22 protein-coding genes are annotated in these 23,825 nt (G+C 70.9%); 10 read left to right on the top strand and 12 right to left on the bottom strand.

Annotated features, from left to right (window positions below):
• Positions 1 to 82: 82 nt before the first annotated feature.
• Both rlmN and DPQ23_RS01525 read right to left on the bottom strand, forming a co-directional pair.
• Complete coding sequence (gene rlmN, locus DPQ23_RS01530) at positions 83 to 1,330, bottom strand: dual-specificity RNA methyltransferase RlmN (protein ID WP_112872896.1); 1,248 nt, start codon at positions 1,328 to 1,330, stop codon at positions 83 to 85.
• A 106-nt stretch (positions 1,331 to 1,436) separates the two neighbouring features.
• Positions 1,437 to 1,961, bottom strand: a complete 525-nt coding sequence (locus DPQ23_RS01525) for an invasion associated locus B family protein (RefSeq protein WP_112872895.1) — start codon at positions 1,959 to 1,961, stop codon at positions 1,437 to 1,439.
• Between the two features lie 144 nt (positions 1,962 to 2,105).
• Between DPQ23_RS01525 and DPQ23_RS01520 the strand changes: the two genes are divergently transcribed.
• Complete coding sequence (locus tag DPQ23_RS01520; RefSeq protein ID WP_112872894.1) at positions 2,106 to 3,092, top strand: asparaginase; 987 nt, start codon at positions 2,106 to 2,108, stop codon at positions 3,090 to 3,092.
• A gap of 169 nt (positions 3,093 to 3,261) precedes the next feature.
• On the opposite strand, the gene DPQ23_RS01515 is transcribed toward DPQ23_RS01520, so the two are convergent.
• The 5 genes from DPQ23_RS01515 to DPQ23_RS01495 form a co-directional block, all read right to left on the bottom strand.
• The gene (locus DPQ23_RS01515) at positions 3,262 to 4,014 is read right to left on the bottom strand and encodes a TSUP family transporter (protein ID WP_420818560.1); all 753 of its coding nucleotides are present in this window, start codon (positions 4,012 to 4,014) and stop codon (positions 3,262 to 3,264) included.
• A gap of 84 nt (positions 4,015 to 4,098) precedes the next feature.
• A complete protein-coding gene (hspQ, locus tag DPQ23_RS01510) occupies positions 4,099 to 4,419 on the bottom strand; it encodes a heat shock protein HspQ (RefSeq protein ID WP_112872892.1) in 321 nt (106 codons plus the stop codon).
• A gap of 101 nt (positions 4,420 to 4,520) precedes the next feature.
• Positions 4,521 to 5,279, bottom strand: coding sequence for a metallophosphoesterase family protein (locus DPQ23_RS01505; protein ID WP_112872891.1), 759 nt, complete (start codon positions 5,277 to 5,279; stop codon positions 4,521 to 4,523).
• Positions 5,280 to 5,341: 62 nt separating this feature from the next.
• Positions 5,342 to 6,934: a phosphoglycerate dehydrogenase gene (gene serA, locus DPQ23_RS01500; protein ID WP_112872890.1), complete on the bottom strand. Its 1,593-nt coding sequence runs from the start codon at positions 6,932 to 6,934 to the stop codon at positions 5,342 to 5,344.
• 99 nt (positions 6,935 to 7,033) lie between these two features.
• Complete coding sequence (locus DPQ23_RS01495; RefSeq protein ID WP_112872889.1) at positions 7,034 to 8,182, bottom strand: phosphoserine transaminase; 1,149 nt, start codon at positions 8,180 to 8,182, stop codon at positions 7,034 to 7,036.
• Between the two features lie 181 nt (positions 8,183 to 8,363).
• Between DPQ23_RS01495 and serB the strand changes: the two genes are divergently transcribed.
• The gene (gene serB / locus DPQ23_RS01490; protein ID WP_112872888.1) at positions 8,364 to 9,245 is read left to right on the top strand and encodes a phosphoserine phosphatase SerB; all 882 of its coding nucleotides are present in this window, start codon (positions 8,364 to 8,366) and stop codon (positions 9,243 to 9,245) included.
• A gap of 191 nt (positions 9,246 to 9,436) precedes the next feature.
• Here the strand turns inward: serB and DPQ23_RS01485 are convergent, their stop codons facing one another.
• From DPQ23_RS01485 to dnaK, 4 genes are all read right to left on the bottom strand, one after another.
• Positions 9,437 to 10,459, bottom strand: coding sequence for an NAD(P)H-dependent flavin oxidoreductase (locus DPQ23_RS01485; RefSeq protein ID WP_112872887.1), 1,023 nt, complete (start codon positions 10,457 to 10,459; stop codon positions 9,437 to 9,439).
• 87 nt (positions 10,460 to 10,546) lie between these two features.
• A complete protein-coding gene (gene radC, locus DPQ23_RS01480; RefSeq protein WP_112872886.1) occupies positions 10,547 to 11,335 on the bottom strand; it encodes a RadC family protein in 789 nt (262 codons plus the stop codon).
• 109 nt (positions 11,336 to 11,444) lie between these two features.
• Complete coding sequence (gene dnaJ / locus DPQ23_RS01475) at positions 11,445 to 12,605, bottom strand: molecular chaperone DnaJ (RefSeq protein ID WP_112872885.1); 1,161 nt, start codon at positions 12,603 to 12,605, stop codon at positions 11,445 to 11,447.
• A 90-nt stretch (positions 12,606 to 12,695) separates the two neighbouring features.
• Entirely contained in the window at positions 12,696 to 14,609 is a 1,914-nt protein-coding gene (dnaK, locus tag DPQ23_RS01470; RefSeq protein WP_112872884.1) for a molecular chaperone DnaK, read from the bottom strand.
• Positions 14,610 to 14,925: 316 nt separating this feature from the next.
• Here dnaK and DPQ23_RS01465 point away from each other — a divergent pair, with 316 nt between their 5' ends.
• Positions 14,926 to 15,540, top strand: coding sequence for an alpha-ketoglutarate-dependent dioxygenase AlkB family protein (locus tag DPQ23_RS01465; protein ID WP_240602294.1), 615 nt, complete (start codon positions 14,926 to 14,928; stop codon positions 15,538 to 15,540).
• An 18-nt stretch (positions 15,541 to 15,558) separates the two neighbouring features.
• Here the strand turns inward: DPQ23_RS01465 and DPQ23_RS01460 are convergent, their stop codons facing one another.
• On the bottom strand, positions 15,559 to 16,383 hold the full coding sequence (locus DPQ23_RS01460; RefSeq protein WP_112872883.1) for an ABC transporter permease: 825 nt from the start codon (positions 16,381 to 16,383) through the stop codon (positions 15,559 to 15,561).
• Between the two features lie 157 nt (positions 16,384 to 16,540).
• Here DPQ23_RS01460 and cysQ point away from each other — a divergent pair, with 157 nt between their 5' ends.
• The 7 genes from cysQ to DPQ23_RS01425 all read left to right on the top strand — a co-directional run bounded on the left by cysQ (position 16,541) and on the right by DPQ23_RS01425 (position 23,825).
• Positions 16,541 to 17,341, top strand: a complete 801-nt coding sequence (cysQ, locus tag DPQ23_RS01455) for a 3'(2'),5'-bisphosphate nucleotidase CysQ (protein WP_162630603.1) — start codon at positions 16,541 to 16,543, stop codon at positions 17,339 to 17,341.
• A gap of 6 nt (positions 17,342 to 17,347) precedes the next feature.
• Positions 17,348 to 18,148 (top strand): 3-deoxy-manno-octulosonate cytidylyltransferase, encoded by an 801-nt coding sequence (locus DPQ23_RS01450; protein ID WP_112872882.1) that lies wholly within the window; start codon positions 17,348 to 17,350, stop codon positions 18,146 to 18,148.
• Positions 18,145 to 19,434, top strand: coding sequence for a glycosyltransferase family 2 protein (locus DPQ23_RS01445; RefSeq protein ID WP_112872881.1), 1,290 nt, complete (start codon positions 18,145 to 18,147; stop codon positions 19,432 to 19,434). The genes DPQ23_RS01450 and DPQ23_RS01445 overlap by 4 nt, the downstream gene beginning before the upstream one ends.
• Before the next feature lie 158 nt (positions 19,435 to 19,592).
• Positions 19,593 to 20,483, top strand: coding sequence for a UTP--glucose-1-phosphate uridylyltransferase (locus DPQ23_RS01440; RefSeq protein WP_162630602.1), 891 nt, complete (start codon positions 19,593 to 19,595; stop codon positions 20,481 to 20,483).
• Positions 20,484 to 20,485: 2 nt separating this feature from the next.
• Positions 20,486 to 21,487 carry a UDP-glucose 4-epimerase GalE gene (galE, locus tag DPQ23_RS01435; RefSeq protein ID WP_112872880.1) on the top strand — a complete coding sequence of 334 codons (1,002 nt, stop codon included), beginning with the start codon at positions 20,486 to 20,488 and terminating at the stop codon, positions 21,485 to 21,487.
• Positions 21,477 to 22,775 (top strand): glycosyltransferase family 4 protein, encoded by a 1,299-nt coding sequence (locus DPQ23_RS01430; protein WP_112872879.1) that lies wholly within the window; start codon positions 21,477 to 21,479, stop codon positions 22,773 to 22,775. The genes galE and DPQ23_RS01430 overlap by 11 nt, the downstream gene beginning before the upstream one ends.
• Before the next feature lie 24 nt (positions 22,776 to 22,799).
• A complete protein-coding gene (locus tag DPQ23_RS01425) occupies positions 22,800 to 23,825 on the top strand; it encodes a glycosyltransferase family 2 protein (protein ID WP_112872878.1) in 1,026 nt (341 codons plus the stop codon).

Raw genomic sequence — 23,825 nt, 5'->3', positions numbered from 1 at the left:
GCCGTGAGGCCAGCGGAACTGGGGCGCACCGCGCGGTTGGCCCGGTCCCGCCGGGGCAGGACGCGGCCGCGGTCCCGCGGCGCTAGATCCCTGCCTCGGCCGCGACCTGCGCCGCCGACTTGCGGCCGCGTTCCGTGGCGGACTTGAGCTGGCCGCAGGCGGCCATGATGTCCTCGCCCCGCGGCGTGCGGATGGGGCTGGCGTATCCCGCCTTGTAGATGATGTCGGCAAAGGCCTCGATCCGCTCCCACGAGGAGCGGCGATAGGGCGCGCCGGGCCATTCGTTGAACGGGATCAGGTTGATCTTGGCCGGGATGCCGCGGATCAGCCGGATCAGCCGGCGCGCGTCGTCGTCGCTGTCGTTCACGCCGTCCAGCATCACGTATTCAAAGGTGATGCGCTCGCTGTTGGACAGGCGCGGATAGTCGCGCAGCGCCCCCAGCAGGTCGTCGATGTTCCATTTCCTGTTGATCGGCACCAGCCGGTCGCGCACCGCGTCGGTGGTGGCGTGAAAGCTGACCGCCAGCAGGCAGCCGATTTCCTGGGCGGTGCGGGCGATCTCGGGCACCACGCCGGACGTGGACAGGGTGATGCGCCGGCGCGACAGGCTCAGCCCCTCGCCGTCCATCACCACCTTCATCGCGTCGCGCACGTTCTCGAAATTGTAGAGCGGCTCGCCCATGCCCATCAGGACAAGGTTGCTGACCAGCCGGGTCTCGTCCTTGGGGGCGCCCGGCTCGGGCCATTCGCCCAGGTCGTCGCGGGCGACCATCAACTGGCCCACGATCTCGCCCGCGGTCAGGTTGCGGACCAGCTTCTGCGTGCCGGTGTGGCAGAACGAACAGGTCAGCGTGCAGCCCACCTGGCTGGACACGCACAGCGTGCCGCGGTTGTCCTCGGGGATGTAGACCGTCTCGACCTCGTGCCCGCCGGCGATGCGCAGCAGGTACTTGCGGGTGCCGTCCTCGCTGACCTGGCGGGTGACGACCTCGGGCAGCGCGACCTCGAATCGGGCGGCCAGGAAGGCGCGATACTCCTTGGCAAGGTTGGTCATCTGCGCAAAGTCGCGCACCCCCCAGTGATAGACCCACTGCCAGATCTGGCCGACCCGCATCCGGGCCTGGCGGTCCGGCGTCCCGGCGGCGATCAGCGCGGCGCGAAGGCCGTCGCGGGTCAGCCCGACGATGTTGATCCGCTCGGCCGGGGGCAGGGCGCGGGGCAGGGTCAGGACATCCTGCGTGATCGGCACCTGCGCGCGGGCCGCGTCGATTGCCGGCGTCTGGGTGGCCGGCGCGCCGGGATGGGTCGCGCGGGGGGCAGGCGGGGTCATGGGCATGGTCCGGGTCAGCGGGAAAAAAGTCGGGGCCGCCCTGATCTGGGGCGGCCCCTGCCATAGCACAAGTCCCCGCCCTTGGGCAGGGTGCGGGCGCATCGTCTTACTTGCAGGTCTCGCGCGCGGTGTTGGTCATGGCGGTGATGCCCGACAGCGAGAAGGTGTCGGCCGTGCGCGTGCCGCGCGCCGAACGGCCCGAGATGACCGCGCTGGACCCCGCACGCAGGGCGCTGATCAGCTTGGCGTCCTCGTCCGGCGATCCGGTCCAGGCGTTCTCGCCCTCGGTGAACAGCTTGAACTTGGTGCCGCCGACATCGACCTCGACGGTGCTGTCGGGCGCAAAGGGATAGCCGCCCTGGAACGACACCTCGCCGTTCTGGCCGGGGCGATAGGCGATGTACAGGCGGATGTCGCTGCGCGTGACCTCCTTGGGGTTGCCCTCGGCGTCGGTGTTGCGGCTCGATTTCGGAGGCGACACCGCCCAGCATTCCTTGGGCGCGTCGCCGCCAAAAGCGGTCCAGTCCCCCTCGCTGCCCAGCACCTTGGGCTCGGCCGCGAGCGCGGGCGAGGCCAGGGCCGCCAGCGTCACCGCCGCCAAGCCGAATCTGCGGATCGTATGGATGGTCATGCTCTCTGCCTCCTGCCCCGTCTGATCGCGGGTGTCGCGTCTGGTGGTGGTCTTGTCGACCGCCCGGCGCGAAGATAAGCGAAAAGTCCCGCAGGGCAAAAGACCTGCAAGAGGGAAATCGCGCGAATGTCAAAGGAAAACCGGATGGCGGCGGCGGATCTGATCGAGCTGTGGCGGGGCGGCCTGCTGGAAAGCGTGCATCGCGGCCATGTCGTGATCTGCGACAGTGCGGGCGTCGTGCAGGCCTGGGGCGACCCCGATGCGGTGATCTTCCCGCGCTCGTCGTGCAAGATGATCCAGGCCCTGCCGCTGGTGGAAAGCGGCGCGGCCGATGCCGCGCGGCTGACGCCCGCGCATCTGGCGCTGGCCTGCGCCAGCCACCAGGGGGCGGCCGATCATGTCGCGCGCGTGGGCGGCTGGCTGGCGGCGCTGGGCCTGGCCGAGCCGGACCTGCGCTGCGGCGTCCACATGCCCAACGACCGGCTTGAGGCGAAGCGGCTGACCTGCTCGGACACCGCGCCGTGCCAGCTGCACAACAACTGTTCGGGCAAGCACGCGGGGTTCCTGACGCTGGCCCGGCACCTGGGCGCGGGCCCCGAGTATCACGAGATCGACCATCCCGTGCAGCAGGCCGTCCTGGACGCGACCGAGGCTGTGACCGGCGCGCCCGTCGCGGGCTACGGCATCGACGGCTGCTCGGCCCCGAACTTTGCCACCACGGTCGCCGGGCTGGCCCGCGCGATGGCCGCGTTCGCCAATCCCGGGACCGGCCTGCGCGGGCAGGCGATGACCCGGCTGGTGCAGGCGATGGTCGCGCACCCCGAACTGGTCGCGGGCGAAGGGCGCGCCTGCACTGCCCTGATGCGCGCGATGGGCGGGCGGGTCGCCGTCAAGACCGGGGCCGAGGCGGTGTTCGTCGCGATCGCCCCCGACCGGGGCCTGGGCATCGCGCTGAAGGTCGCCGACGGCGGCACCCGCGGGTCCGAGGCCGCGATCACCGCGCTGCTGGTCCGCCTGGGGCTGCTGGCGGCCGATCATCCGGTGGTCGCGCAGTGCCTGACCGGGCCGCTGCGGAACTGGCGCGGCACCGCGGTCGCGGAGCTGCGGCAGGCCCCGGGGTTCGCGGCCTGAAGGCCCGCCCCCGTCCGGTCCCCCCCGTCCGGCCCACGCCGTCCGGCGCCCGCGCCGCGTCACGGCGCTGTCACCTTGCCATGCCAGTCTTGTTCCAGCGCGCGACCCCGGCCGCCGCTGCCGTTCCCCGACGATTCGGCGTCCCGCTGGCAGGCGGGGCGCCGCCCCTTCAGGCCATCTGCCACAACAGGCGCAGCGCCAGCGCGGTCGATGTGACGACCAGCAGCGGCTTGATCACCCGCGCGCCGATCCGCATCGCCACGCGCGATCCCGCCCAGGCCCCGGCCATCTGCGCCGCGCCCATCGCCAGGCCGACCAGCCACAGCGGCTGCCCGGTCAGCGCAAAGGCCGCAAGCCCGCCCAGGTTGGACGCACAGTTCAACAGCTTGGTGTGCGCCGTGGCCCGCAGCACGCCAAAGCCCGCCAGCATCACGAACGACAGCATGTAGAACGCCCCCGCCCCCGGCCCGATCAGCCCGTCGTAAAAGCCCACGACCGGCACCGCCGTCAGCGCAAACGCGCCGCGCGTCAGCCGGGCCGCGCGGTCGGTGTCGTCCAGCCCGGGCTTGAGCGCGAAGAACAGCGCGACGGCGATCAGCACCACGGGCAGGATCACGCGCAGCGCCCCGGTCGGGATGGCCGTGACCAGCGCCGCGCCCGCGACGCGGGCGCCGAACGCCAGCGCGGCGGTCGGCAGTTGCGCGCGCAGGTCGACCAGCCCGCTGCGGGCATAGCTGGCGGCGGCGGTGGCCGCGCCGAAGCTGCCCTGCACCTTGTTGGTGGCCAGCGCCTGGTCGGGCGGCAGGCCCGCCAGCATCAGCGCGGGCACGGTGATCAGCCCGCCGCCGCCGGCGATGGAATCGACGAACCCCGCCACGCCCGCGGCTGCCACCAGCAGCGCCACGACCTCGGCGGTCAGCACGATAGGGCCGGGCCGCGACGAACGCGCAGGGTCGGGGGTGTGCGGGACATGGCGCGGGGACGTGCGGCGCGCGGTGGCGCGCCGTCAGTTCAGCCCGTGCTGCAACGTATAGCGGCCGTCGTCGAATTCGCCGAACAGGCCGATCAGCTGGGGATGCTCCAGCGGCTCGCCCGAGGGGTCGGCGACCAGGTTCTGTTCCGAGACATAGGCGACGTAATAGGTCGCCTCGGTTTCGGCATACAGGTGGTAATAGGGCTGGTCCTTGGACGGGCGGCAGTCCTCGGGGATGGACTGATACCATTCCTCGGTGTTGGAAAAGACGGCATCCACGTCGAAGATCACGCCGCGAAAGGGATGCTGCCGGTGGCGGACCACCTGCCCGATGTTGTATTTCGCCTGTCGCATCTTGCGCGCCCTGCATTCGTGATGGCTGAGGTAGATAGGCCAATCGTTGTCGAAAGTCTACGCGCGTCCACGTCGGGCGCGCAGGATCACTCAACCTTGAGTCACATTTCCCCGCCATCGGCCCTGTCGTCCGCACCCGGGACGACCGGCCGGGGACCCGCGTCGCTGAGCCACCAGATCCCGTCCGCGTCCAGCCGCACGGCGCTCAGCGGCCCGCCATAGGCCGCGCCGGTGTCCAGGTTCAGGCGGTTGCCATAGTGCGTGGGCCGCCGGACCGGCGTGTGGCCATGCACGACCAGCACGCCATGGTCGCGGTGGTCCTCGACGAAGGGCTGGCGGATCCACAGAAGGTCGTCCTCGACCTGGTCGCGCAGGTCGACGCCGGGGCGCAGCCCGGCATGGACGAACAGCGCCCGCGGTGTCAGGTGCCAGGCCGGCAGCGCGTCCAGCCAGCGCGCATGATGCGCAGGAACGCGGGCCAGCGCCTCGGCGTGAACGGCGGCGACTTCGCGCTGGCCCGCGTCGGCGATTCCATAGGACGCAAGGGTCGCGGCTGCGCCCATGTTGTCATGGGCAATCCAGGGCCGGCCCGACCTGATGCCCGGATCGACCCAGTCGGGATCGCGCAGGAAGGCGGGCAGCATGCGGTCGTGGTTGCCCTTGAGAACCACCCAGTCGCGGCCGCGAACCTGCCCCTCGATCAGGTGGTCGACGACGCCGCAGGATTGCGGGCCGCGGTCGATCAGGTCGCCGACATGGATGATCGTCGCATCCTCGCCGCCGTCGTCGGCGATGCGCCGATGGGCTTGCCGCAGCAGGTCAAGCTGGCCGTGGATATCGCCGATGGCATAGATCCGCATGGCGTTCCCCCGTGCCCGAACCCCCGGCAGAGTGGGCCGGGGGTTTTGTGATTGTCCAGTGTTTACAGTTGAAAGCGCAGCGGCCGCACCTGCTCGAACTTGCCCGTGGCCAGCAGCGCCGCGCGCACGTCGTCGCGCAGCGGCTCGTCCAGATAGGTGATGGCGATGGCGTCGCCGCCGTTGGCCGCCCGCCCCAGGGTAAAGTTCGCCATGTTCACGCCCAGGCCCCCCAGCGTCATCCCGAGCGTGCCGATGACGCCCGGCACGTCGCGGTTGCGGGTGTACATCATGTGCTCGCCGATCTCGGCATCGACGTTGATGCCGCGGATCTGGATGAAGCGCGGCTTGCCGTCGCTGAAGACCGTGCCGGCGATGGACCGCTCGCGGTCGCCCGTCACCATCGTGACCTTGATATAGCCGTCGTAGACGCCGGACTTGTCCTGGGTGGTGGTGGCGATGTGGATGCCGCGTTCCTTGGCGATCACCGGGGCGGACACCATGTTCACATCGGGGTTCGCGGCCTTCATCACGCCCGCGATGACCGCGGCGTTCAGCGCGTTCAGGTTCATGGTGGACGCGACGCCGTCGTACAGGATGTTTACGGCCTTGATCGGCTCGTCGGTCATCTGCCCGACAAAGCTGCCCAAATGGCCGGCCAGCTTGATCCAGGGGCCCATGATCGCGGCCTCTTCGGCGGTCACGCTGGGCATGTTCAGGGCGTTCTGGACCGCCCCGGTCAGCAGGTAATCCGACATCTGCTCGGCCACCTGCAGGGCGACGTTCTCCTGCGCCTCGCTGGTCGAGGCGCCCAGGTGCGGCGTCACCACGACATTGGGCAGGTTGAACAGCGGGCTGTTCGTGGCGGGCTCCTCGGCGAACACGTCCAGCGCCGCGCCGGCGACATGGCCCGACCTCAGCATCTCGGCCAGCGCGGCCTCGTCGATCAGGCCGCCGCGGGCGGCGTTGACGATGCGGACGCCGGGCTTGGTCTTGGCCAGGTTTTCGGCCGACAGGATGTTGCGGGTCTTGTCGGTCAGCGGCACGTGCAGGCTGATGAAGTCGGCGCGCCGCAGCAACTCGTCCAGCTCGACCTTGGTGACGCCGATCTCGCGGGCGCGGTCCTCGGAGAGGAAAGGGTCATAGGCCACGACCTTCATGTGCAGCCCCAGCGCGCGGTTGGCCACGATGGACCCGATGTTGCCCGCCCCGATCAGGCCCAGGGTCTTGTTGAACAGCTCGACCCCCATGAAGCGGTTCTTTTCCCATTTGCCGGCATGGGTGCTGAAGGACGCCTCGGGCAGTTGCCGCGCCACCGCGAACATCAGCGCGATCGCGTGCTCGGCGGTGGTGACGCTGTTGCCGAAGGGCGTGTTCATCACGATCACGCCCTTTTTCGACGCGGCCGGGATGTCCACGTTGTCCACGCCGATGCCCGCGCGGCCGATGACCTTGAGACGCGTCGCCCGCTCCAGCAGCTTTTCGGTGACCTTGGTCGCGGACCGGATCGCCAGCCCGTCATAGTTGCCGATGATCTCGGCCAGCCTGTCCTTGTCCTTGCCCAGGTCGGGCATGTAGTCCACCTCGACCCCGCGGTCGCGGAAGATCTGGACGGCGGTTTCGCTCAGCGCGTCGGAAACCAGAACCTTGGGTGCCATTGTCATGCTCCTGTGAACGGCAGGGCGCCACGCGCTCGTCTGCCCTGTTCTTTCTTGTGGAAATATCCCGGGGGTCCGGGGGCAGCGCCCCCGGCAGCGTCAGGCCTGCGCGGCCAGTTCCTGCTGGAACGCCCAGTCGATCCACGGCATCAGCGCGGCCACGTCGGCCGTTTCGACCGTCGATCCGCACCAGATCCGCAGGCCCGGCGGGGCGTCGCGATAGGCGCCGATATCAAGGGCCACGCCTTCCTTCTCCAGCCGCTTGGCGACGGCCTTGGCAAACGCCGCGGCGTCGCGGATGCGCGGATCGGTAAAGCGCAGGCAGACCGAGGTGGTCGAGGCCGTCGCGGGGTCCGCTGCCAGGTTCTCGATCCAGTCGCGCCCGTTCACGAACTCGGCCACGACGCGCGCATTGGCCTGCGACCGCGTGATCAGCCCGTCCAGTCCGCCGACCGACTGCGCCCATTCCAGGGCCACGATGTAATCCTCGACGCACAGCATCGAGGGCGTGTTGATCGTCTCGCCGGTGAAGATGCCCTCGATCAGCTTGCCGCCCTTGGTCAGGCGAAAGATCTTGGGTAGCGGGCGGTCGGGAACATAGCTTTCCAGCCGGGCAACCGCGCGCGGCGACAGGATCAGGACACCGTGCGCGCCCTCGCCGCCCAGCACCTTCTGCCAGCTGAAGGTCACCACATCCAGCTTGTCCCACGGCAGGTCCATGGCAAAGGCGGCGCTGGTCGCGTCGCAGATCGTCAGCCCGGCGCGGTCGGCGGGAATCGCGTCGCCGTTCGGCAGGCAGACGCCGCTGGTGGTGCCGTTCCAGGTGAAGACGACGTCGCGGTCGAAATCCACCTGCGCGAGATCGACGATCCGGCCATAGTCGGCGCGGCGAACGGTGGCGTCCAGCTTCAGCTGCTTGACGGCGTCCGTGACCCAGCCCTCGCCAAAGCTTTCCCAGGCCAGCATCTCGACCGGGCGTTCGCCCAGCATCGTCCACATCGCCATCTCGACCGCGCCGGTGTCCGATCCGGGCACGATGCCGATGCGGTAATCGGCGGGAACCCCCAGCACATCGCGCGTCAGGTCGATGGCGCGGGCCAGCTTGGATTTGCCGATCGCGGCGCGATGCGACCGCCCGAGGGGCGCGTCGGCCAGCATGTCCAGCGTGAAATGGGGGATCTTGGCGCAGGGGCCCGAGGAAAAACGCGGGTTTGCCGGCCGCGTTGCCGGTGTGGTCGAATCGAGCATGGTTAGCCTTCCAGCTAAAAAGCACCGCGTTGGGGCGGTGTGTCCCACCCGCGGGGGTAATGCCGCGCGTGATTCGCCGCAAGTGCGAAATTGCGCGCGCGACGGGATGCGGACGCGCCGCACGGCTGGCGGCACGGCGCGTTTGCCCGTAAGCGGGCGGCGACATCTTCTCGGGGGGGCCATGTACACCGTCAGCATCCTTGCCGCGCCCGAGCGCGCCGATCTGGACGACGACACCGTGACCGCCCTGCAGCGCCGCTGGGACGGTGGCCGGGCGCTGTGGCTGGACCCCGGCATCGCGGCGGAATTCCCCGTGGCCGAACGTCCCGCCGACCTGGGGGCGGTCTGGGCCGAGATGGACGCCCGCGGTCTTGACCTGGTCCTCCAGCCGACCGCGAACCGGCGCAAGGCGGTGCTGCTGGCCGACATGGATTCGACCATGATCGACCAGGAATGCATCGACGAACTGGCCGACGTCGCCGGGTTCGGGCCACGCGTCGCCGCGATCACGGCGCGGGCCATGAACGGCGAGCTGAACTTTCACGAGGCGCTGGTCGAGCGCGTCGCCCTGCTGCAGGGGCTTCCCGATTCGGTGGTGGCCGAGGTGCTGGACAGCCGCATCACCCTGGCCCGCGGCGGGCGCACGCTGGTCGCCACGATGAAGGCGCAGGGCGCGTGGACGGCGCTGGTCTCGGGCGGGTTCACCGATTTCACCGGGCCGGTCGCCGAGCGGCTGGGCTTTGACGAGCAGCGCGCCAACGTGCTGCTGTCGGACGACCGGGGCCGGCTGACCGGCCGGGTCGCGCTGCCCATCCTGGGGCGCGAGGCCAAGGTCGAGGCGCTGGACGCCATCGTCGCCCGGCGCGGCCTGACTCCGGACGACGTGCTGGCGGTGGGCGACGGGGCGAACGACCTGGGCATGCTGCAACGCGCGGGCGCGGGCGTCGCGCTGCACGCCAAGCCCGTGGTCGCGGCGCAAGCCCCGATCCGCATCAACCACGGCGACCTGACGGCGTTGCTGTATCTGCAGGGCTATGGCGTGGACGAGTTCGTCGCGCGCTGAGGGGCGCGGGGCGGCAGGGACGCAACGGGGCAGGGGCGCAGGTCATCCCGGCGCAGGATGCGCCCGCGAGCGCGCGGCGGGGCAGGGCTACGCAACGGGGTGCGCCCGCGAACGCGCAAGCACAGGCGGGTCCGGCTGCCGCCCTGTCAGGGCCGACCGGGTGCGCCCGCGAACGCACGGCCTGTCCGGCCCTAGGGGCGCAGGGCCGCCAGCGTTTCGGCCGCGGGCCGCGCCACCGCCTGGGCCGCGCCGGTGCCCGCCCAGTGCGGGCCGTATCCGCCGTGGCCCGCGGCCAGCGCCGCCGCGTTCAGCGCCTTGCCGGCGTCATAGGTCATCGGATACCCCGCCCCACGCCCGCCGATCCGGGTGAAGTCGTTGACGCAGCAGCGCGCCGGCCGGCCCGAAATCGCGGCGGTCATTACCGTCTTGCCCGCCGCCAGCGCGTCGCGGTGGGCCTGCGGGGTCGCCGCCTCGGGCGCACGCAGAAAGGCCGTGCCGCATTGCACCGCAACCGCGCCCGCGGCCAGCGCCGCGCGGCTGTCCGACGCCTGCATGATCCCGCCCGCCGCGATCACCGGCAACCCCAGCGGGACCAGTCGCGCCACCAGCTCCAGCGTGTCCAGCCGCTCGTCGGCCTCCTCGGCCTCGTCGGGGTCGAAGATGCCGCGATGCCCGCCCGCCTGCCAGCCCTGGGCCACGATGGCGTCCAGGCCTGCGTCCGCAATCGCCCGCGCCTCGGCCGGGCTGGTGGCGGTCGCGGCCAGCACCGCGCCGGTCGCGCGCAGCGCCGCGATCTGGTCGGGGCGCGGCAGGCCGAAGTGAACGCTGACCAGCCGGGGACGCGCCGCGACCACCGCCGCCAGCATGGCGTCGTCCTGCGGAAAGCTGACGTAGATCTCGCGCAGCGTGGCGGGGGGCCGCGCGCCGAATCGCGCGAAATGGGGGGCGAGGCGGTCCAGCCACGCCGCTTCGCGCGCCGAATCGCGGACAGGGGGGCGGTGGCAGAACAGGTTGACGCCCCACGCGCGGTCGGTCAGCGCGGCGGTGTCGGCCATCGCCTGCGCCGCCTGCGCGGCGGTCATCGCCCCCAGCCCCAGGTTCCCCAGCCCGCCCGCGTTCGACACCGCCGCGGCCAGGGCGGGGGTCGAGGTTCCTGCCATCGGGGCCTGGAACACCGGGCAGCGCAGGTCGAGGGCGGCGATCAGGTCGGTCATGGCATCCCCTGCGGCTGGTTCAGCGTGGCAGACCGCCGCGGCAAAGGCGAGGGCTGAGCGGGCGCCGCCCGCACGGGAACCGCGCGCCTACAGCAGGCCCTGCGACCGAAAGCTCAGGTCGCGGCTTTTGCCGATGATCAGGTGGTCGTGGACGACGATGCCCATGGTGCCCGCGGCGGCCACGATCTGCGCCGTCATGGCGATGTCGGCGGGGCTGGGCGTCGGGTCGCCCGACGGGTGGTTGTGGACCAGGATCAGCGCGCTGGCGTTCAGTTCCAGCGCGCGGCGGACGATCTCGCGCGGATAGACGGGGACGTGATCGACGGTGCCGCGGGCCTGTTCCTCGTCCGCGACCAGGACGTTCTTGCGGTCCAGATACAGCACCCGGACCTGTTCGATCGCGGCATGGGCCATCGCCGTGTGGCAATAATCGACCAGCGCGTCCCAGCTGGTCAGCACGGGGCGGTTGATGACCCGCGACCGCGCCAGCCGCTGGGCGGCCGCCTCGACGATCTTCAGCTCGGTCACGACGGCCTGGCCCACGCCCTCCACCTGCAACAGCCGGGCCGGTTCGGCCGACAGCACCCGGTTGAAATCGCCGAAGCGGTCCAGCAGGCGACGGGCAAGCGGCTTCATGTCCTGGCGCGGGACGGCCCGGAACAGCACCAGTTCCAGCAGCTCGTAATCCGGCATCGCCGCAGCGCCGCCCTGCAGGAACCGCTCGCGCAGGCGCGCCCGGTGGTCGGCCATATAGCTGGGGGCCCGGCCCGCCCGCGACGGATGGGCCGCGGCCGGCGCCTCGACCACGTCGTCCTCGGCCGGCGCGAAACCGAAGAGCGAGGGCGAGGCTTCGTGAAAGGCGTGATTCCCGGACATGGGGCCAGCGTGGCACGGCCGGGTTAAGCAGGCGTTAACGCCCGGCCGGCGCGATCAGGCCGCGGGGGGGGGGGCGCCTGCGCGCCCAGCCCGGCGCCCGCGGCACCGTTCAGCCGCCCAAGCCGTCCCAGAAGCTCTTGATCTTGGTAAAGAAGCTGTCGGTCTGCGGGTTGTTGTCGGCCTCGATCGCCTCGAACTCGCGCAGCAGCTCGCGCTGGCGGGCGGTCAGGTTCACCGGCGTCTCGACGGTCAGCTCGATCAGCATGTCGCCCGGCTCTCCGGTCAGGCCGGCCCCGTGGCGCAGGGGGGGCATGCCCTTGCCGCGCAGCCGCATCTGCCGGCCGGTCTGGCTGCCGGGCGGCACCCTGACGCGCGACCGGCCGCCGTCGATCGTCGGCACCTCGACCTCTCCGCCCAGGGCGGCGGTGGCCATGCCGACGGGGACCTGGCAGGCCAGCGTCCGGCCGTCGCGGATGAAGATGGGGTGCTCGGCCACCTCGACGAAGATGTAGAGGTCCCCGGGCGGCCCGCCGCGCATCCCGGCCTCGCCCTCGCCCGCCAGCCTGATCCGGGTGCCGGTCTCGACCCCGGCGGGAATCGTCACCTGCAGGCTGCGCTCCTGCTCGACGCGCCCGGCGCCGTGGCAGGACTTGCAGGGGTTCTTGACGATCTGGCCCTGGCCGTTGCAGGTCGGACAGGTGCGCTCGACGGTGAAGAACCCCTGGCTGGCGCGGACCTTGCCCATGCCGGAACAGGTCGGGCAGCTTGTCGGCTCGACCGCGCCCTCGGCGCCGGTGCCGTTGCAGTCGCTGCAGGCAAGCGAGCCGGGGACCGAGATCGTCTTGTCCAGCCCCCTGTAGGCATCCTCGAGCGAGACGCGAAGGTTGTAGCGCAGGTCCTGCCCGCGCGTGGCCCGCGCCCGTCCGCCGCCATGGGCGCGCGCGCCCACGAACTCGCCGAACAGATCCTCGAACATGTCGGAAAACGCCGCGCCGAAGTCGCCCTGCGGCTGGCGGCCAAAGCCGCCCGGTCCCCCCATCCCGCCGTCGAAGGCGGCATGGCCGAAGCGGTCATAGGCTGCCTTGCGCTGGGGGTCCTTGAGGCATTCGTAAGCCTCGTTCACCTCCTTGAACGAGGCCTCGGAGTGCTTGCAGTCCTTGTTGCGGTCGGGGTGCAGCTCCTTGGCCTTGGCGCGATAGGCCTTCTTGATCTCGTCGGCGGTCGCCCCGCGCGACAGCCCCAGAACATCATAGAAATCGCGTTTTGCCATGGGAATCACGGTGTCCGGTTCGGCGCGTCACGCGCCATCACAGAAAAACCGGCCCACGCGGACGCGGGCCGGTCGCATCAGGGGCGCGACTTACTTGCGCTTGTTGTCGCCCAGGTCTTCAAAGTCGGCGTCCACGATGTCGTCGTCCACATCGCGCGGCGCGCCGGTGTCGCGGTCCGCCGCGTCCGCCCCCGACTGGCTGGCCTTGTAGATGGCCTCGCCCAGACGCATCGAGGCGTCCGTCAGGTTCTGGATGCCGCCCTTGATCTTGCCGACGTCCTCGGACTTGAGGCTTTCCTCCAGCGCGCCCACGGCCAGTTCGATCGCCTCGACGGTCGAGCTGTCCACCTTGTCGCCATGCTCGTCCAGCGACTTGCGGGTCGAGTGGATCAGGCCTTCGGCCTGGTTGCGGGTCTCGACCAGCTCGCGCCGCGACTTGTCGGCCTCGGCGTTGGCCTCGGCGTCGCGCACCATCTTCTCGATGTCCTCGTCCGACAGTCCGCCCGAGGCCTGGATGGTGATGTTCTGGGTCTTGCCCGTGCCCTTGTCCTTGGCGCTGACCGACACGATCCCGTTGGCGTCGATGTCGAACGTCACCTCGATCTGCGGCATGCCGCGCGGCGCGGGCGGAATGTCCTCGAGGTTGAACTGGCCCAGCATCTTGTTGTCCGCGGCCATCTCGCGCTCGCCCTGGAAGACCCGGATCGTCACGGCGTTCTGGTTGTCCTCGGCGGTCGAGAAGGTCTGCGACTTCTTCGTCGGGATCGTGGTGTTGCGGTCGATCAGCCGGGTGAACACGCCGCCCAGCGTCTCGATGCCCAGCGACAGCGGCGTCACGTCCAGCAGCACGACATCCTTGACGTCGCCCTGCAGCACGCCCGCCTGGATGGCCGCGCCCAGCGCCACCACCTCGTCGGGGTTGACGCCCTTGTGGGGTTCCTTGCCGAAGAAGCTGGTGACTTCCTCGATCACCTTGGGCATCCGGGTCATGCCGCCGACCAGCACCACCTCGTCGATGTCGCCTTTCGCCAGCCCGGCATCCTTCAGCGCGGCCTGGCAGGGCTTCATCGTGGCCTTGATCAGGTCGCCCACCAGCGATTCCAGCTTGGCGCGGGTCAGCTTCATGACCATGTGCAGCGGCGTGCCGCTGTTCTTGTCCATGCTGATGAACGGCTGGTTGATCTCGGTCTGCGACGACGACGACAGCTCGATCTTGGCCTTTTCGGCGGCTTCCTTCAGGCGCTGCAGGGCCATCTTGTCGCGGGTCAGGTCGACGCCATGCTCTTTCTTGAACTCGTCGGCCAGGTAGTTGACGATCCGCATGTCGAAGTCCTCGCCGCCGAGGAACGTGTCCCCGTTGGTCGATTTCACCTCGAACAACCCGTCGTCGATTTCCAGGATGGTGATGTCGAAGGTGCCGCCGCCGAGGTCATAGACCGCGATCGTCTTGCTGTCCTTCTTGTCCAGGCCGTAAGCCAGCGCGGCGGCGGTCGGCTCGTTGATGATGCGCAGCACCTCGAGGCCTGCGATCTTGCCCGCGTCCTTGGTGGCCTGACGCTGGGCGTCGTTGAAATACGCCGGAACGGTGATGACCGCCTGCGACACGGTCTCGCCCAGATAGCTTTCGGCGGTTTCCTTCATCTTCTGAAGGATCATCGCGCTGATCTGCGCGGGAGAGTATTTCTCGCGGCGCACCTCGACCCAGGCATCGCCGTTGCCGCCGTCCACGATCTTGTAGGGGACGAGGTTGCGGTCCTTCTCGACCTCGGCGTCGGTGACGCGGCGGCCGATCAGGCGCTTGACGGCGAAGATGGTGTTTTCGGGGTTGGTGACCGCCTGGCGCTTGGCCGGCTGGCCGACCAGGCGTTCACTTTCCGTGAAGGCGACGATCGAGGGCGTCGTGCGCGCCCCTTCCGAGTTCTCGATCACGCGGGGCTGGCTGCCGTCCATGATGGCGACGCAGCTGTTCGTGGTCCCGAGGTCGATGCCGATGACTTTGGCCATGCGTAAACCTTTCTTGCGGCGATGGTCGGATGCGGGTCCGTCCGCGGCCCCCGCGCCCAAATCCCGTGGGTGGTGGATGACCGGGCAGCCCCGGCCGGCTTCGCAGCGTATATAGGGTGCGGTTTTGGGCGTGCAAGCGGGCCGATCGGGAAGTTCCGGCAAGCCGGGCCCGCGTCGTCCCGCCCTGTCGGCCCATGCGTGGCGGGATGACAGCCACCGCCCGCGCGGCTAGGGCTTGGCGCGGCGGCGTGGCGCGCGGGCAAGGGGGGCAGATGATGACGCCGGGTGCGATTGCGTGTGGCGGGGGGCTCAGGCCGTGAGCGGGGCGGACCCGCTGACGGTGCGCGGCGCGACGGTCTGGCCGGGCTGCCTGGATGCGGCGTCGCAGGCCGCGCTGATGCGCGACGTGCAGGCGATCTGGGCCGCGGCGCCCCCGCGCCATCCGGTCACCCGCTGGGGCCGACCCCTGTCGGTGGGGATGAGCGCGGCGGGCGCGCTGGGCTGGACCAGCGACCGGCGCGGCTATCGCTACGCCCCCGCGCAGGACGACGGCCGGCCCTGGCCGCCGATCCCGCCGGCCCTGCTGGCGCTGTGGGCGCGGCTGCTGCCGCAGGCGCGGCCGCCGGATTCCTGCCTGGTCAACCTGTATCGCGGCGCGGCGCGGATGGGTCTGCACCAGGACCGGGACGAGGCCGACCTGACCCAGCCGGTGCTGTCGGTCAGCCTGGGCGACGAGGCGCTGTTCAGGCTGGGCGGCGTGGCGCGCGGCGGGCGCACCGAAAGCCTGTGGCTGCGGTCGGGCGACGTGCTGGCGCTTTCGGGGGACGCGCGGCTGATCCACCACGGCATCGACCGCATCCGCCCCGGCAGCAGCGATCTGGTGCCGGGCGGCGGCCGCGTGAACCTGACCCTGCGGGTGGCGGGCGCCTGAGCGCGGGGGAAGTCCGGCTCAGCGTCCGGCCGACCAGCTGACCGAGGCGGCGTTGCGGGTCACGAACTCGGCCATCAGGCCGATCATCAGCAGGCCCAGACCCGCCCAGACCGGATAGGCGACCGAGGTGTGGTGGGGCGAGTAGTTGATGAAGATGAAGCCGCGCGCCTGGTCGATGATGTGAAACAGCGGGTTCCAGTCGAACATCCCGATCAGGAACCCCGGCATGGCGTTGGCCACGAACATCTTGCCCGACGCGATCATGTTCACCCGCTGGAAGATCTGGGTGACGATCTTGCCCGCCTCGGGCCACCAGGTGCGGATCGACAGGAAGATCAACCCGATGCAGCCGCCGGTGAACCAGGCCAGGATCAGCATGGCCAGCGCCCCGCGCCAGTTCTCGATCTCGACGGGGGTGATGGCCAGGTGATAGAATCCCAGGATCGTCAGGATCGACACCAGCTTGAGGTACAGCACGCCCAGCGCCTCGCCGCAGATGGTGACGGCGGTGTTCATCGGCCCGTGCTTCATGATCGCCTGCGTCGCGCTGCCGGCGCCCGCCACCGCCCCGGTGGTCTGCACATGGGCCATGAACAGGAAGATCCCCGACATCAGGTAGATCATGAAATCCCCCCGCAGAGGCGACCGCCTGACGCCGATGATCCAGAACATCGCGTAAAAGCCCATCACCATGATCAGCGCCTGCACGATCGCCATCACGATCGCCATGACGGCGCTGCGGTGGGTCTTGCGGACGTTGTGGACCGCCTGGTGATAGATCAGCGCCAGCGTGGTGAAGGCGGCGTCGGCCAGGGTGCGGTTGCGGCGCTGGGGGGCGTACATGGGGCAGGGCACCTTCGTGGCGGGCGGCGGGGACGGCGGCGGGCGGCCGCCGGCTTGCCGATCGCGCCGCCCCGCACCATAAGTTCCCTGACGCCCCGATTCAATCGCCGCTGCCGTCCTGGCGGGCGCGCCCGACCGGAACCGCGAGGAAAAACCAATGCAATTCGATCGACTCGTCCCCGAGATGCGGCGACTGGCGCTGGAGGCCGGGGCCCGGATCATGCAGGTCTATGACGGTCCCGACTTCGACGTGCGGGCGAAATCGGACGCCTCGCCCGTGACCGAGGCCGACGAGGCGGCCGACGCGCTGATCGCGGCCGGGCTGCGCGCCGCCTTCCCCGGCGTGCCCTTGGTGACCGAGGAACAGGCCGACACCCACGGGCAGACGCTCTCGACCTTTCTGATCGTCGATCCGCTGGACGGCACCAAGGAGTTCGTGCAGCGCCGGGGCGACTTCACCGTCAACATCGCCTATGTGCGCGACGGCGTGCCCCTGCACGGGGTCGTCTATGCCCCGGCGCGGGGCCGGCTGTTCTACACCCTGGCCGACGGCCGCTCGGTCGAGGAGCGGGGGCCGTTCGGCGCCCAGCCGGGCGAGGTCCACCCGATCGGCGTGAACCCCACCCCCGACAACCGGGGGCTGATGGTCGTGGCCTCCAAGTCGCACCGGGACGCGGCCACCGACGACTATATCGCCCAATACGGCGTGCGCGACATGACCAGCGCGGGATCGTCGCTGAAGTTCTGCCTTGTGGCCACGGGCGAGGCTGACCTGTATCCCCGGCTCGGGCGGACCATGGAATGGGACACCGCCGCGGGCGACGCGGTCCTGCGCGGCGCGGGCGGAGAGGTGGTCCGGCTGGACGACCACAGCCCGCTGACCTACGGCAAACCCGGCTTCGAGAACCCGTTCTTCATCGCCTATGCGCCGGGCGTGCTGCTGCATCCGCAGGGCTGACCGGGGGTGTCGGTCGTCATCGTCATCCCCGCGCGCTATCCCTCGCAGCGCTATCCGGGCAAGCCGTTGGTGGCGCTGACCGGCGCGGACGGGCAGGCGCGGACCCTGATCCGGCGCAGCTGGGACGCGGCGATGGCGGTCGCGGGCGCGGACCGCGTGATCGTCGCGACCGACGACGCCCGCATCGCCGACCACGCCGCGGGCTTCGGGGCCGAGGTGGCGATGACCGGGACCGGCTGCCGCAACGGCACCGAACGCTGCGCCGAGGTGCTGGCGCAGCTGCCCCGGCCCCCCGAGATCGTCGTCAACCTGCAGGGCGACGCGCCGCTGACGCCCGCCTGGTTCGTCGAGGATCTGGTGGCGGGCCTGCGCGCGGCCCCCGGCGCCGAGGTGGCGACCCCGGTGCTGCGCTGTTCGGGGGCGATGCGCGCCGACCTGCTGGCCGACCGCGCCGCCGGCCGGGTCGGCGGCACGACGGCGGTGTTCGGGGCCGACCACGGGGCGCTGTATTTCTCCAAGGAGGTGATTCCCTTCGTTCCCGACGCGGTGGCGCCCGACGCGCCCAGCCCGGTGTTTCACCATGTCGGCGTCTACGCCTATCGCCCGGACGCGCTGGCCGCCTATCCGGGTTGGCCCGAGGGCACGCTGGAGCGGCTGGAGGGCCTGGAGCAGCTGCGCTTTCTGGAACAGGGCCGCCGCGTGCTGTGCGTCGAGGTCGAGGCGCGCGGCCGCCAGTTCTGGGAGCTGAACAACCCCAGCGACGTGCCGCGGCTGGAATCGATGATGCGGCAGATGGGCATGGCGTGACGGCCGGCGACGGCCGCGCGCCCTGCGCGGCGGCCCCCGCCGCTGCCCCTGCCGTCTCGGTCATCGTGGTGTCGCGGCATCGGCCGGCACAGCTGTCGCTGTGCCTGACGGCGCTGTCGCTGCAATCGCATCCCGATTTCGAGATCGTGCTGGTCGCCGATCCGGCCAGCTTGCGCCAGCGCCCGGACCTGCCCGTCCGCCGCGTGGCATTCGACCGGCCCAACATCTCGCAGGCGCGCAACCTGGGGCTGGCGCGGGCGCGCAGCCCGGTGGTGGCGTTCATCGACGACGACGCGGTGGCCGAGCCGGGCTGGCTGGCGGCGCTGGCCGCCCCCTTTGCCGATCCCCGCGTGATCGCGGCGGCGGGCTTTACCCGCGGGCCGGACGGGCTGGCCTGGCAGCTGCGGGCGGAACGCATGTCCCGCGACGGCCTGGGCGCGCCGGTCGCGGCGCGGGACGACGGGGCAATGCTGCTGGCCCCGGATGCCACCGGCCCGGTCGGCACCATCGGCACCAACTGCGCGTTTCGCGCTGCGGCGCTGGCCGACATCGGCGGGTTCGATCCGGCCTTTCCCTATCACCTGGACGAAAGCGACGTGAATCTGCGGATGGCTGTGCGCTGGCCGCAGGCGCTGACCGCCATTGTGCCGCAGGCCGAGGTCGTCCACGGCCTGGCCGCCGATTCGGCGCGGGGGCCGCAGGCGGTGCCCCGCGACCTGACGCAGCTGGGCCGGTCGCAGGGCCTGTTCGTCGCGCGACACGGCGGCACGGCCGGTCCCGCCGAACGGGCGCAGCGCGCGCGGCTGGTCCGTCACATGATTGCCGGCCGGCTGGACCCGCTGGCGGTCGGGCCGCTGATGGCGGGCTGGCGGCGGGGGCTGGCCCTGGCCGCGGCGGACGGGGCGCCGCCCCTGCCGGTCGGGCCGTTGCCGCAGGAAACCGCCGCGGACGACGCGCAGGGCAGGGACGAGGCGGCGGACGGGCGGCTGTCGGCGCGGCTGTCGGGGCGGCCGCGGGCGTGCCTGCGCCTTGTGGGCTGGCACTGGCACGCGCGCGCCTTGCGGGCCCGGGCGCGCGCCGCCGCCGCCGAGGGGCAGATCGTGACGCTGCTGCTGCTGACCCCCACGGTTCTGCCGCACCGCAGCGGCCTGACGCCGGGCGGATGGTGGGAACAGCGCGGCGGGCTGTGGGGGCCGTCCTGCCGCGGCGATCCCCCCGTGATGCCCGGACGCCTGGCGGGCCGGGCCGCGCGCGAGTTCGCGCGCCTCGACCGGATCGGCCGATGACCGCTGGTCGCGGGGTGCCGCGCAGGCTGGACTTTGCCCAGGAAGCGCGCATCATCTGAGCGGAAATCCCCGGCGTGCTTGAAGCCGCCTGCCCGGCGTGGATAATGCTGCCGCGGCCGGCGCGTTTCCGTACGGCCCCATTCAAGTCGGAGCATATCATGACGCGCAAGGTCACCAAGGCCATTTTCCCAGTCGCTGGCCTGGGGACCAGGTTCCTGCCGGCCACCAAGTCGATCCCCAAGGAGATCATGACCCTCGTCGATCGCCCCCTGATCCAGTACGCGATCGACGAGGCGCGCGCGGCCGGGATCAAGGAGTTCATCTTCGTGACCTCGCGCGGCAAGGGCGCGCTGGAGGATTACTTCGACCACGCGCACGAGCTGGAAAACACCCTGCGCAAGTCGGGCAAGGACGACCTGCTGGAGCTGCTGCGCCACACCAACATGGAATCCGGCGCCATCGCCTATATCCGCCAGCACAAGGCGATGGGCCTGGGCCACGCGGTCTGGTGCGCCCGCCGCCTTGTCGCGGACGAGCCGTTCGCCGTGCTGCTGACCGACGACGTGATCCAGGGCGAGCCGCCCTGCCTGCAGCAGATGATCGAGGCCCATGCCGAGACCGGCGGCAGCATGGTCGCGACCATGGAGGTGCCGACGGACAAGACCAGCTCGTACGGCGTGCTGGACGTGGCCGAGGACATGGGCGCCATCGTCCGCGTCCGCGGGCTGGTGGAAAAGCCCAAGCAGAACCCGCCGTCCAACCTTGCGGTGATCGGCCGCTATATCCTGGCGCCGACGGTGATGGAGAACCTCAACAAGCTCAAGCAGGGCGCCGGCGGCGAGATCCAGCTGACCGACGCCATCGCCGACGAGATCGACGCCGGGCGCGCCGTCTATGGCCTGCGCTTCCGCGGGCAGCGATTCGACTGCGGGTCCAAGGCGGGCTTCCTTCAGGCCACTGTCGCCTTTGGCCTGGCGCGCGAAGAGCTGCGGGCCGAGTTCCTGGATTACCTTCAGGACGTGCTGGCGATGAGCAAGGCCGCCGAATAATCATGACCGACCGGATTCTGGTGACCGGGGGCGCGGGCTACATCGGCTCGCACGCCTGCAAGGCGCTGGCGGCGGCGGGCTATGTCCCCGTCACCTATGACAACCTCTGCACCGGCTGGGCCGAGGCGGTGAAGTTCGGGCCCTTCGAGCCGGGCGACCTGATGGACCGCGCGCGGCTGGATCAGGTGTTCGCGCAGCACCGCCCCGTCGCCGTGATGCATTTCGCGGCCCTGAGCCAGGTCGGCGAGGCGATGGCGCAGCCCGGCAAGTACTGGCGCGGCAATGTCTGCGCCAGCCTGACCCTGATCGAGGCGACGCTGGCCGCGGGCGTGCGCGATTTCGTCTTTTCGTCCACCTGCGCGACCTATGGCGACCACGACGGCGTCGTGCTGGACGAGGACACGCCGCAGCAGCCGTTGAACAGCTATGGCGCCTCCAAGCGCGCGATCGAGGACATGCTGCGCGACTTCGGCGCGTCCGACGGGCTGCGCTCGGTCATCTTCCGCTACTTCAACGTCGCGGGCGCCGACCCCGACGCGCAGGTGGGCGAGTTCCACCAGCCCGAGACGCACCTGATCCCGCTGATCCTGGACGCGATCGACGGAAAGCGGCCGGCGCTGACCATCCACGGCAGCGATTACCCGACGCAGGACGGCACCTGCGTGCGCGACTATGTCCATGTCATGGACCTTGTGGACGCGCATGTGCTGGGCCTGGACTGGCTGCGCGCGGGCCGTGGCCCGCAGGGCGGGGGGACCGAGGTGTTCTGCCTGGGGACCGGCAACGGGTTCTCGGTCCGCGAGGTGATCGACAACGCCCGCCACGTGTCCAACCGCGCCGTGCCGGTGACCGAGGGGCCGCGCCGCGGCGGCGATGCCGTCAAGCTGGTCTCGGGCAGCGAAAAGGCGGGGCGCGTGCTGGGCTGGCGGCCCGACCGCTCGACCCTGCCGGCGATGATCGGCGACGCCTGGCGCTGGCACCAGACCGGCGGGTATGGCGGCTGACCCGGCCGTCGTCCTTGACGTCACCCGCCTGATCTCGCGCCTGGGGCAGGGGCCGCTGACCGGGATCGACCGGGTCGAGGCGGCATGGCTGGCGCATCTGCAGGACCGTCCGCACCTGCTGCTGGCCCGCATCCGGCGCCGCCAGCGGCTGCTGCCGCCCGCGGCGGGTGCGGCGCTGCTGGACTGGACCGGCGGCGCGGCCCTGCCGCCCGCGGGCGCGCTGGACCGGCTGCTGGGGCGCACGGGCGCGCGGGCGCAGGCCGAAACGGCGCTGGCCCGCATGGCGCTGGCCAGCAGGGGCCCCGCCGGGCGGGGCCTGGGGCGCGCCGTGCGGCGGGCGCTGGCGGCGGGCCGGGCCGGCCCAGACCCCAGGGCCGATTTGGCCCCCCGCGCCGCGCAGGCCCCCCCGCCCCGGGCGCAGCCGGTCTATCTGAGCGTCGGGCACGCCAACCTGTCGGCGGCGCTGTGGGCGAACCTGGGCTGGGCGCGGCGCGTGGTGCTGATCCACGACACGATCCCGCTGGATCATCCCGCATTCACCCGGCAGGGGCAGTCGCGCGCCTTCCGCGACCGCTTTGCCGCGGGCGTCGGGCAGGCCGATCTGGTGCTGGCGATCTCGACCGCGGCGCGTGACGACATCGCCCGCTGGCGCGCCCGCTTGGGCCTGGCCGACCGCGCGGCACTGGCCGTGGCCCCCATCGGCACCAGCCTTGCCGCCCCGGACCCCGGCGCCCTGCCGCCCGATCTGGACCTGTCGCGCCCGTTCTTCGTCGCGCTGGGCACGATCGAGCCGCGCAAGAACCACGCGCTGCTGCTGGACGCCTGGGACCTGCTGGCCCGGCATTGCCCCCCCGAGGCCATGCCGCGCCTGTTCATCGTCGGCCGCCGCGGCTGGCGGAACGAGGCGACCTTTGCCCGCCTGGACGCGCTGCCGCGGGGCGGCCCGGTGCGCGAGCTGTCGGGCCTGCCCGACGGCGCGGTCGCGGCGCTGCTGGACCGGGCCCATGCGCTGCTGATGCCCAGCCGGGCCGAAGGCTTTGGCCTGCCGCTGACCGAGGCGGGCGCGCGCGGCGTGCCGGTCCTTGCGTCGCCGCTGCCGGCGGCACGCGAAATCCTGGGCGACGCGGCCCGCTGGCTGGCCCCGGACGATGCGCAGGACTGGGCCTTGGCGGTTGCAGAAATGTCGGCGGGTCAACCGCAGCGTTTGTCCCCCCTTGCGGTTCCGACATGGAACGATCATTTTGCCCGCGCCTGGCAGGCAATCGGTGCCGTGTCCCCACGGGCATGAAGACTGGCCGAAAGGGACGCGAACGTGCCGAGGTGGTGGAAGTCCTATCGACGCAAGCTGCGCCTTCGGGCGCGCCGGCAGTGGTACCTGGGCCGCGCCATCCGCCGCCGCGGCCGGCTGACGCCCGTGGCCGACCGCACCAGCGCGATCGGGCCCGATTCGATCCTGGCCTTTGTCACCCAGCGCAATGAAGGCGTGCGCCTGCCCTATTTCCTGGACTATTACCGCAGGCTGGGCATCGACCATTTCCTGTTCGTGGACAACGACAGCGACGACGGCAGCCGCGCGTATCTGGCGGCGCAGCCGGACGTCTCGCTGTGGATGACGACCGACAGCTACAAGGCGTCGCGCTTTGGAATGGACTGGATCGCCTGGCTGCTGTTTCGCCATGGCAGCGGGCACTGGTGCCTGACCGTCGATCCCGACGAATTCCTTGTCTATCCGCATTGCGACACGCGCCCGCTGCGGGCGCTGACGGACTGGCTGGACAGCTCTGCCGTCAAGTCGTTTCCGGCGATGCTGCTGGACATGTATCCGCGCGGCCCGGTCACGGCCGAGCCTTACCCGCAAGGCGCCAACCCCTTCGACATCGCGGCCTGGTTCGATCCGGCGAACTACACGATCCGCAAGAACGGCCTGTACGGCAATCTGTGGATCCAGGGCGGGCCGCGGACGCGGGCGTTCTTCGGGGATCGCCCCGAACAGGCCCCGGCGCTGAACAAGATCCCGCTGGTGCGGTGGGAACGCCCCTTCGTCTATGTCAGTTCGACCCATATGCTGCTGCCCCGCGCGCTGAACATGGTCTATGACGAGGACGGGGGCGAGCGCGCCTCGGGCATCCTGCTGCACGCCAAGTTCCTGTCCACCTTCGTGGACAAGTCCGCCGAGGAGCTGCAGCGCGGCCAGCATTACGCCGACGGGCAGGAATACCGCGCCTATCATCGCGGGTTGCAGGACGACCCCGATTTCTGGACCCACCAGTCGCAGCGCTTCCAGAACTGGCGACAGCTCGAGGATCTGGGGCTGATCTCTCGCGGGAACTGGGTGTGA

Origin of the sequence: Paracoccus endophyticus (genome assembly GCF_003286075.1) — a bacterium.
Classification (GTDB): Bacteria; Pseudomonadota; Alphaproteobacteria; order Rhodobacterales; family Rhodobacteraceae; genus Paracoccus; species Paracoccus endophyticus.
This window is presented reverse-complemented; position numbering and strand designations above follow the sequence as displayed.

Excerpts from the sequence above, each read along its gene's own strand:
- rlmN (WP_112872896.1), bottom strand. The coding sequence starts at position 1,330 with ATGACCCCGCCTGCCCCCCGCGCGACCCATCCCGGCGCGCCGGCCACC.
- DPQ23_RS01525 (WP_112872895.1), bottom strand. The coding sequence starts at position 1,961 with ATGACCATCCATACGATCCGCAGATTCGGCTTGGCGGCGGTGACGCTG.
- DPQ23_RS01520 (WP_112872894.1), top strand. The coding sequence starts at position 2,106 with ATGGCGGCGGCGGATCTGATCGAGCTGTGGCGGGGCGGCCTGCTGGAA.
- hspQ (WP_112872892.1), bottom strand. The coding sequence starts at position 4,419 with ATGCGACAGGCGAAATACAACATCGGGCAGGTGGTCCGCCACCGGCAG.
- DPQ23_RS01505 (WP_112872891.1), bottom strand. The coding sequence starts at position 5,279 with ATGCGGATCTATGCCATCGGCGATATCCACGGCCAGCTTGACCTGCTG.
- serA (WP_112872890.1), bottom strand. The coding sequence starts at position 6,934 with ATGGCACCCAAGGTTCTGGTTTCCGACGCGCTGAGCGAAACCGCCGTC.
- DPQ23_RS01495 (WP_112872889.1), bottom strand. The coding sequence starts at position 8,182 with ATGCTCGATTCGACCACACCGGCAACGCGGCCGGCAAACCCGCGTTTT.
- serB (WP_112872888.1), top strand. The coding sequence starts at position 8,364 with ATGTACACCGTCAGCATCCTTGCCGCGCCCGAGCGCGCCGATCTGGAC.
- DPQ23_RS01485 (WP_112872887.1), bottom strand. The coding sequence starts at position 10,459 with ATGACCGACCTGATCGCCGCCCTCGACCTGCGCTGCCCGGTGTTCCAG.
- radC (WP_112872886.1), bottom strand. The coding sequence starts at position 11,335 with ATGTCCGGGAATCACGCCTTTCACGAAGCCTCGCCCTCGCTCTTCGGT.
- dnaJ (WP_112872885.1), bottom strand. The coding sequence starts at position 12,605 with ATGGCAAAACGCGATTTCTATGATGTTCTGGGGCTGTCGCGCGGGGCG.
- dnaK (WP_112872884.1), bottom strand. The coding sequence starts at position 14,609 with ATGGCCAAAGTCATCGGCATCGACCTCGGGACCACGAACAGCTGCGTC.
- DPQ23_RS01460 (WP_112872883.1), bottom strand. The coding sequence starts at position 16,383 with ATGTACGCCCCCCAGCGCCGCAACCGCACCCTGGCCGACGCCGCCTTC.
- cysQ (WP_162630603.1), top strand. The coding sequence starts at position 16,541 with ATGCAATTCGATCGACTCGTCCCCGAGATGCGGCGACTGGCGCTGGAG.
- DPQ23_RS01440 (WP_162630602.1), top strand. The coding sequence starts at position 19,593 with ATGACGCGCAAGGTCACCAAGGCCATTTTCCCAGTCGCTGGCCTGGGG.
- galE (WP_112872880.1), top strand. The coding sequence starts at position 20,486 with ATGACCGACCGGATTCTGGTGACCGGGGGCGCGGGCTACATCGGCTCG.
- DPQ23_RS01430 (WP_112872879.1), top strand. The coding sequence starts at position 21,477 with ATGGCGGCTGACCCGGCCGTCGTCCTTGACGTCACCCGCCTGATCTCG.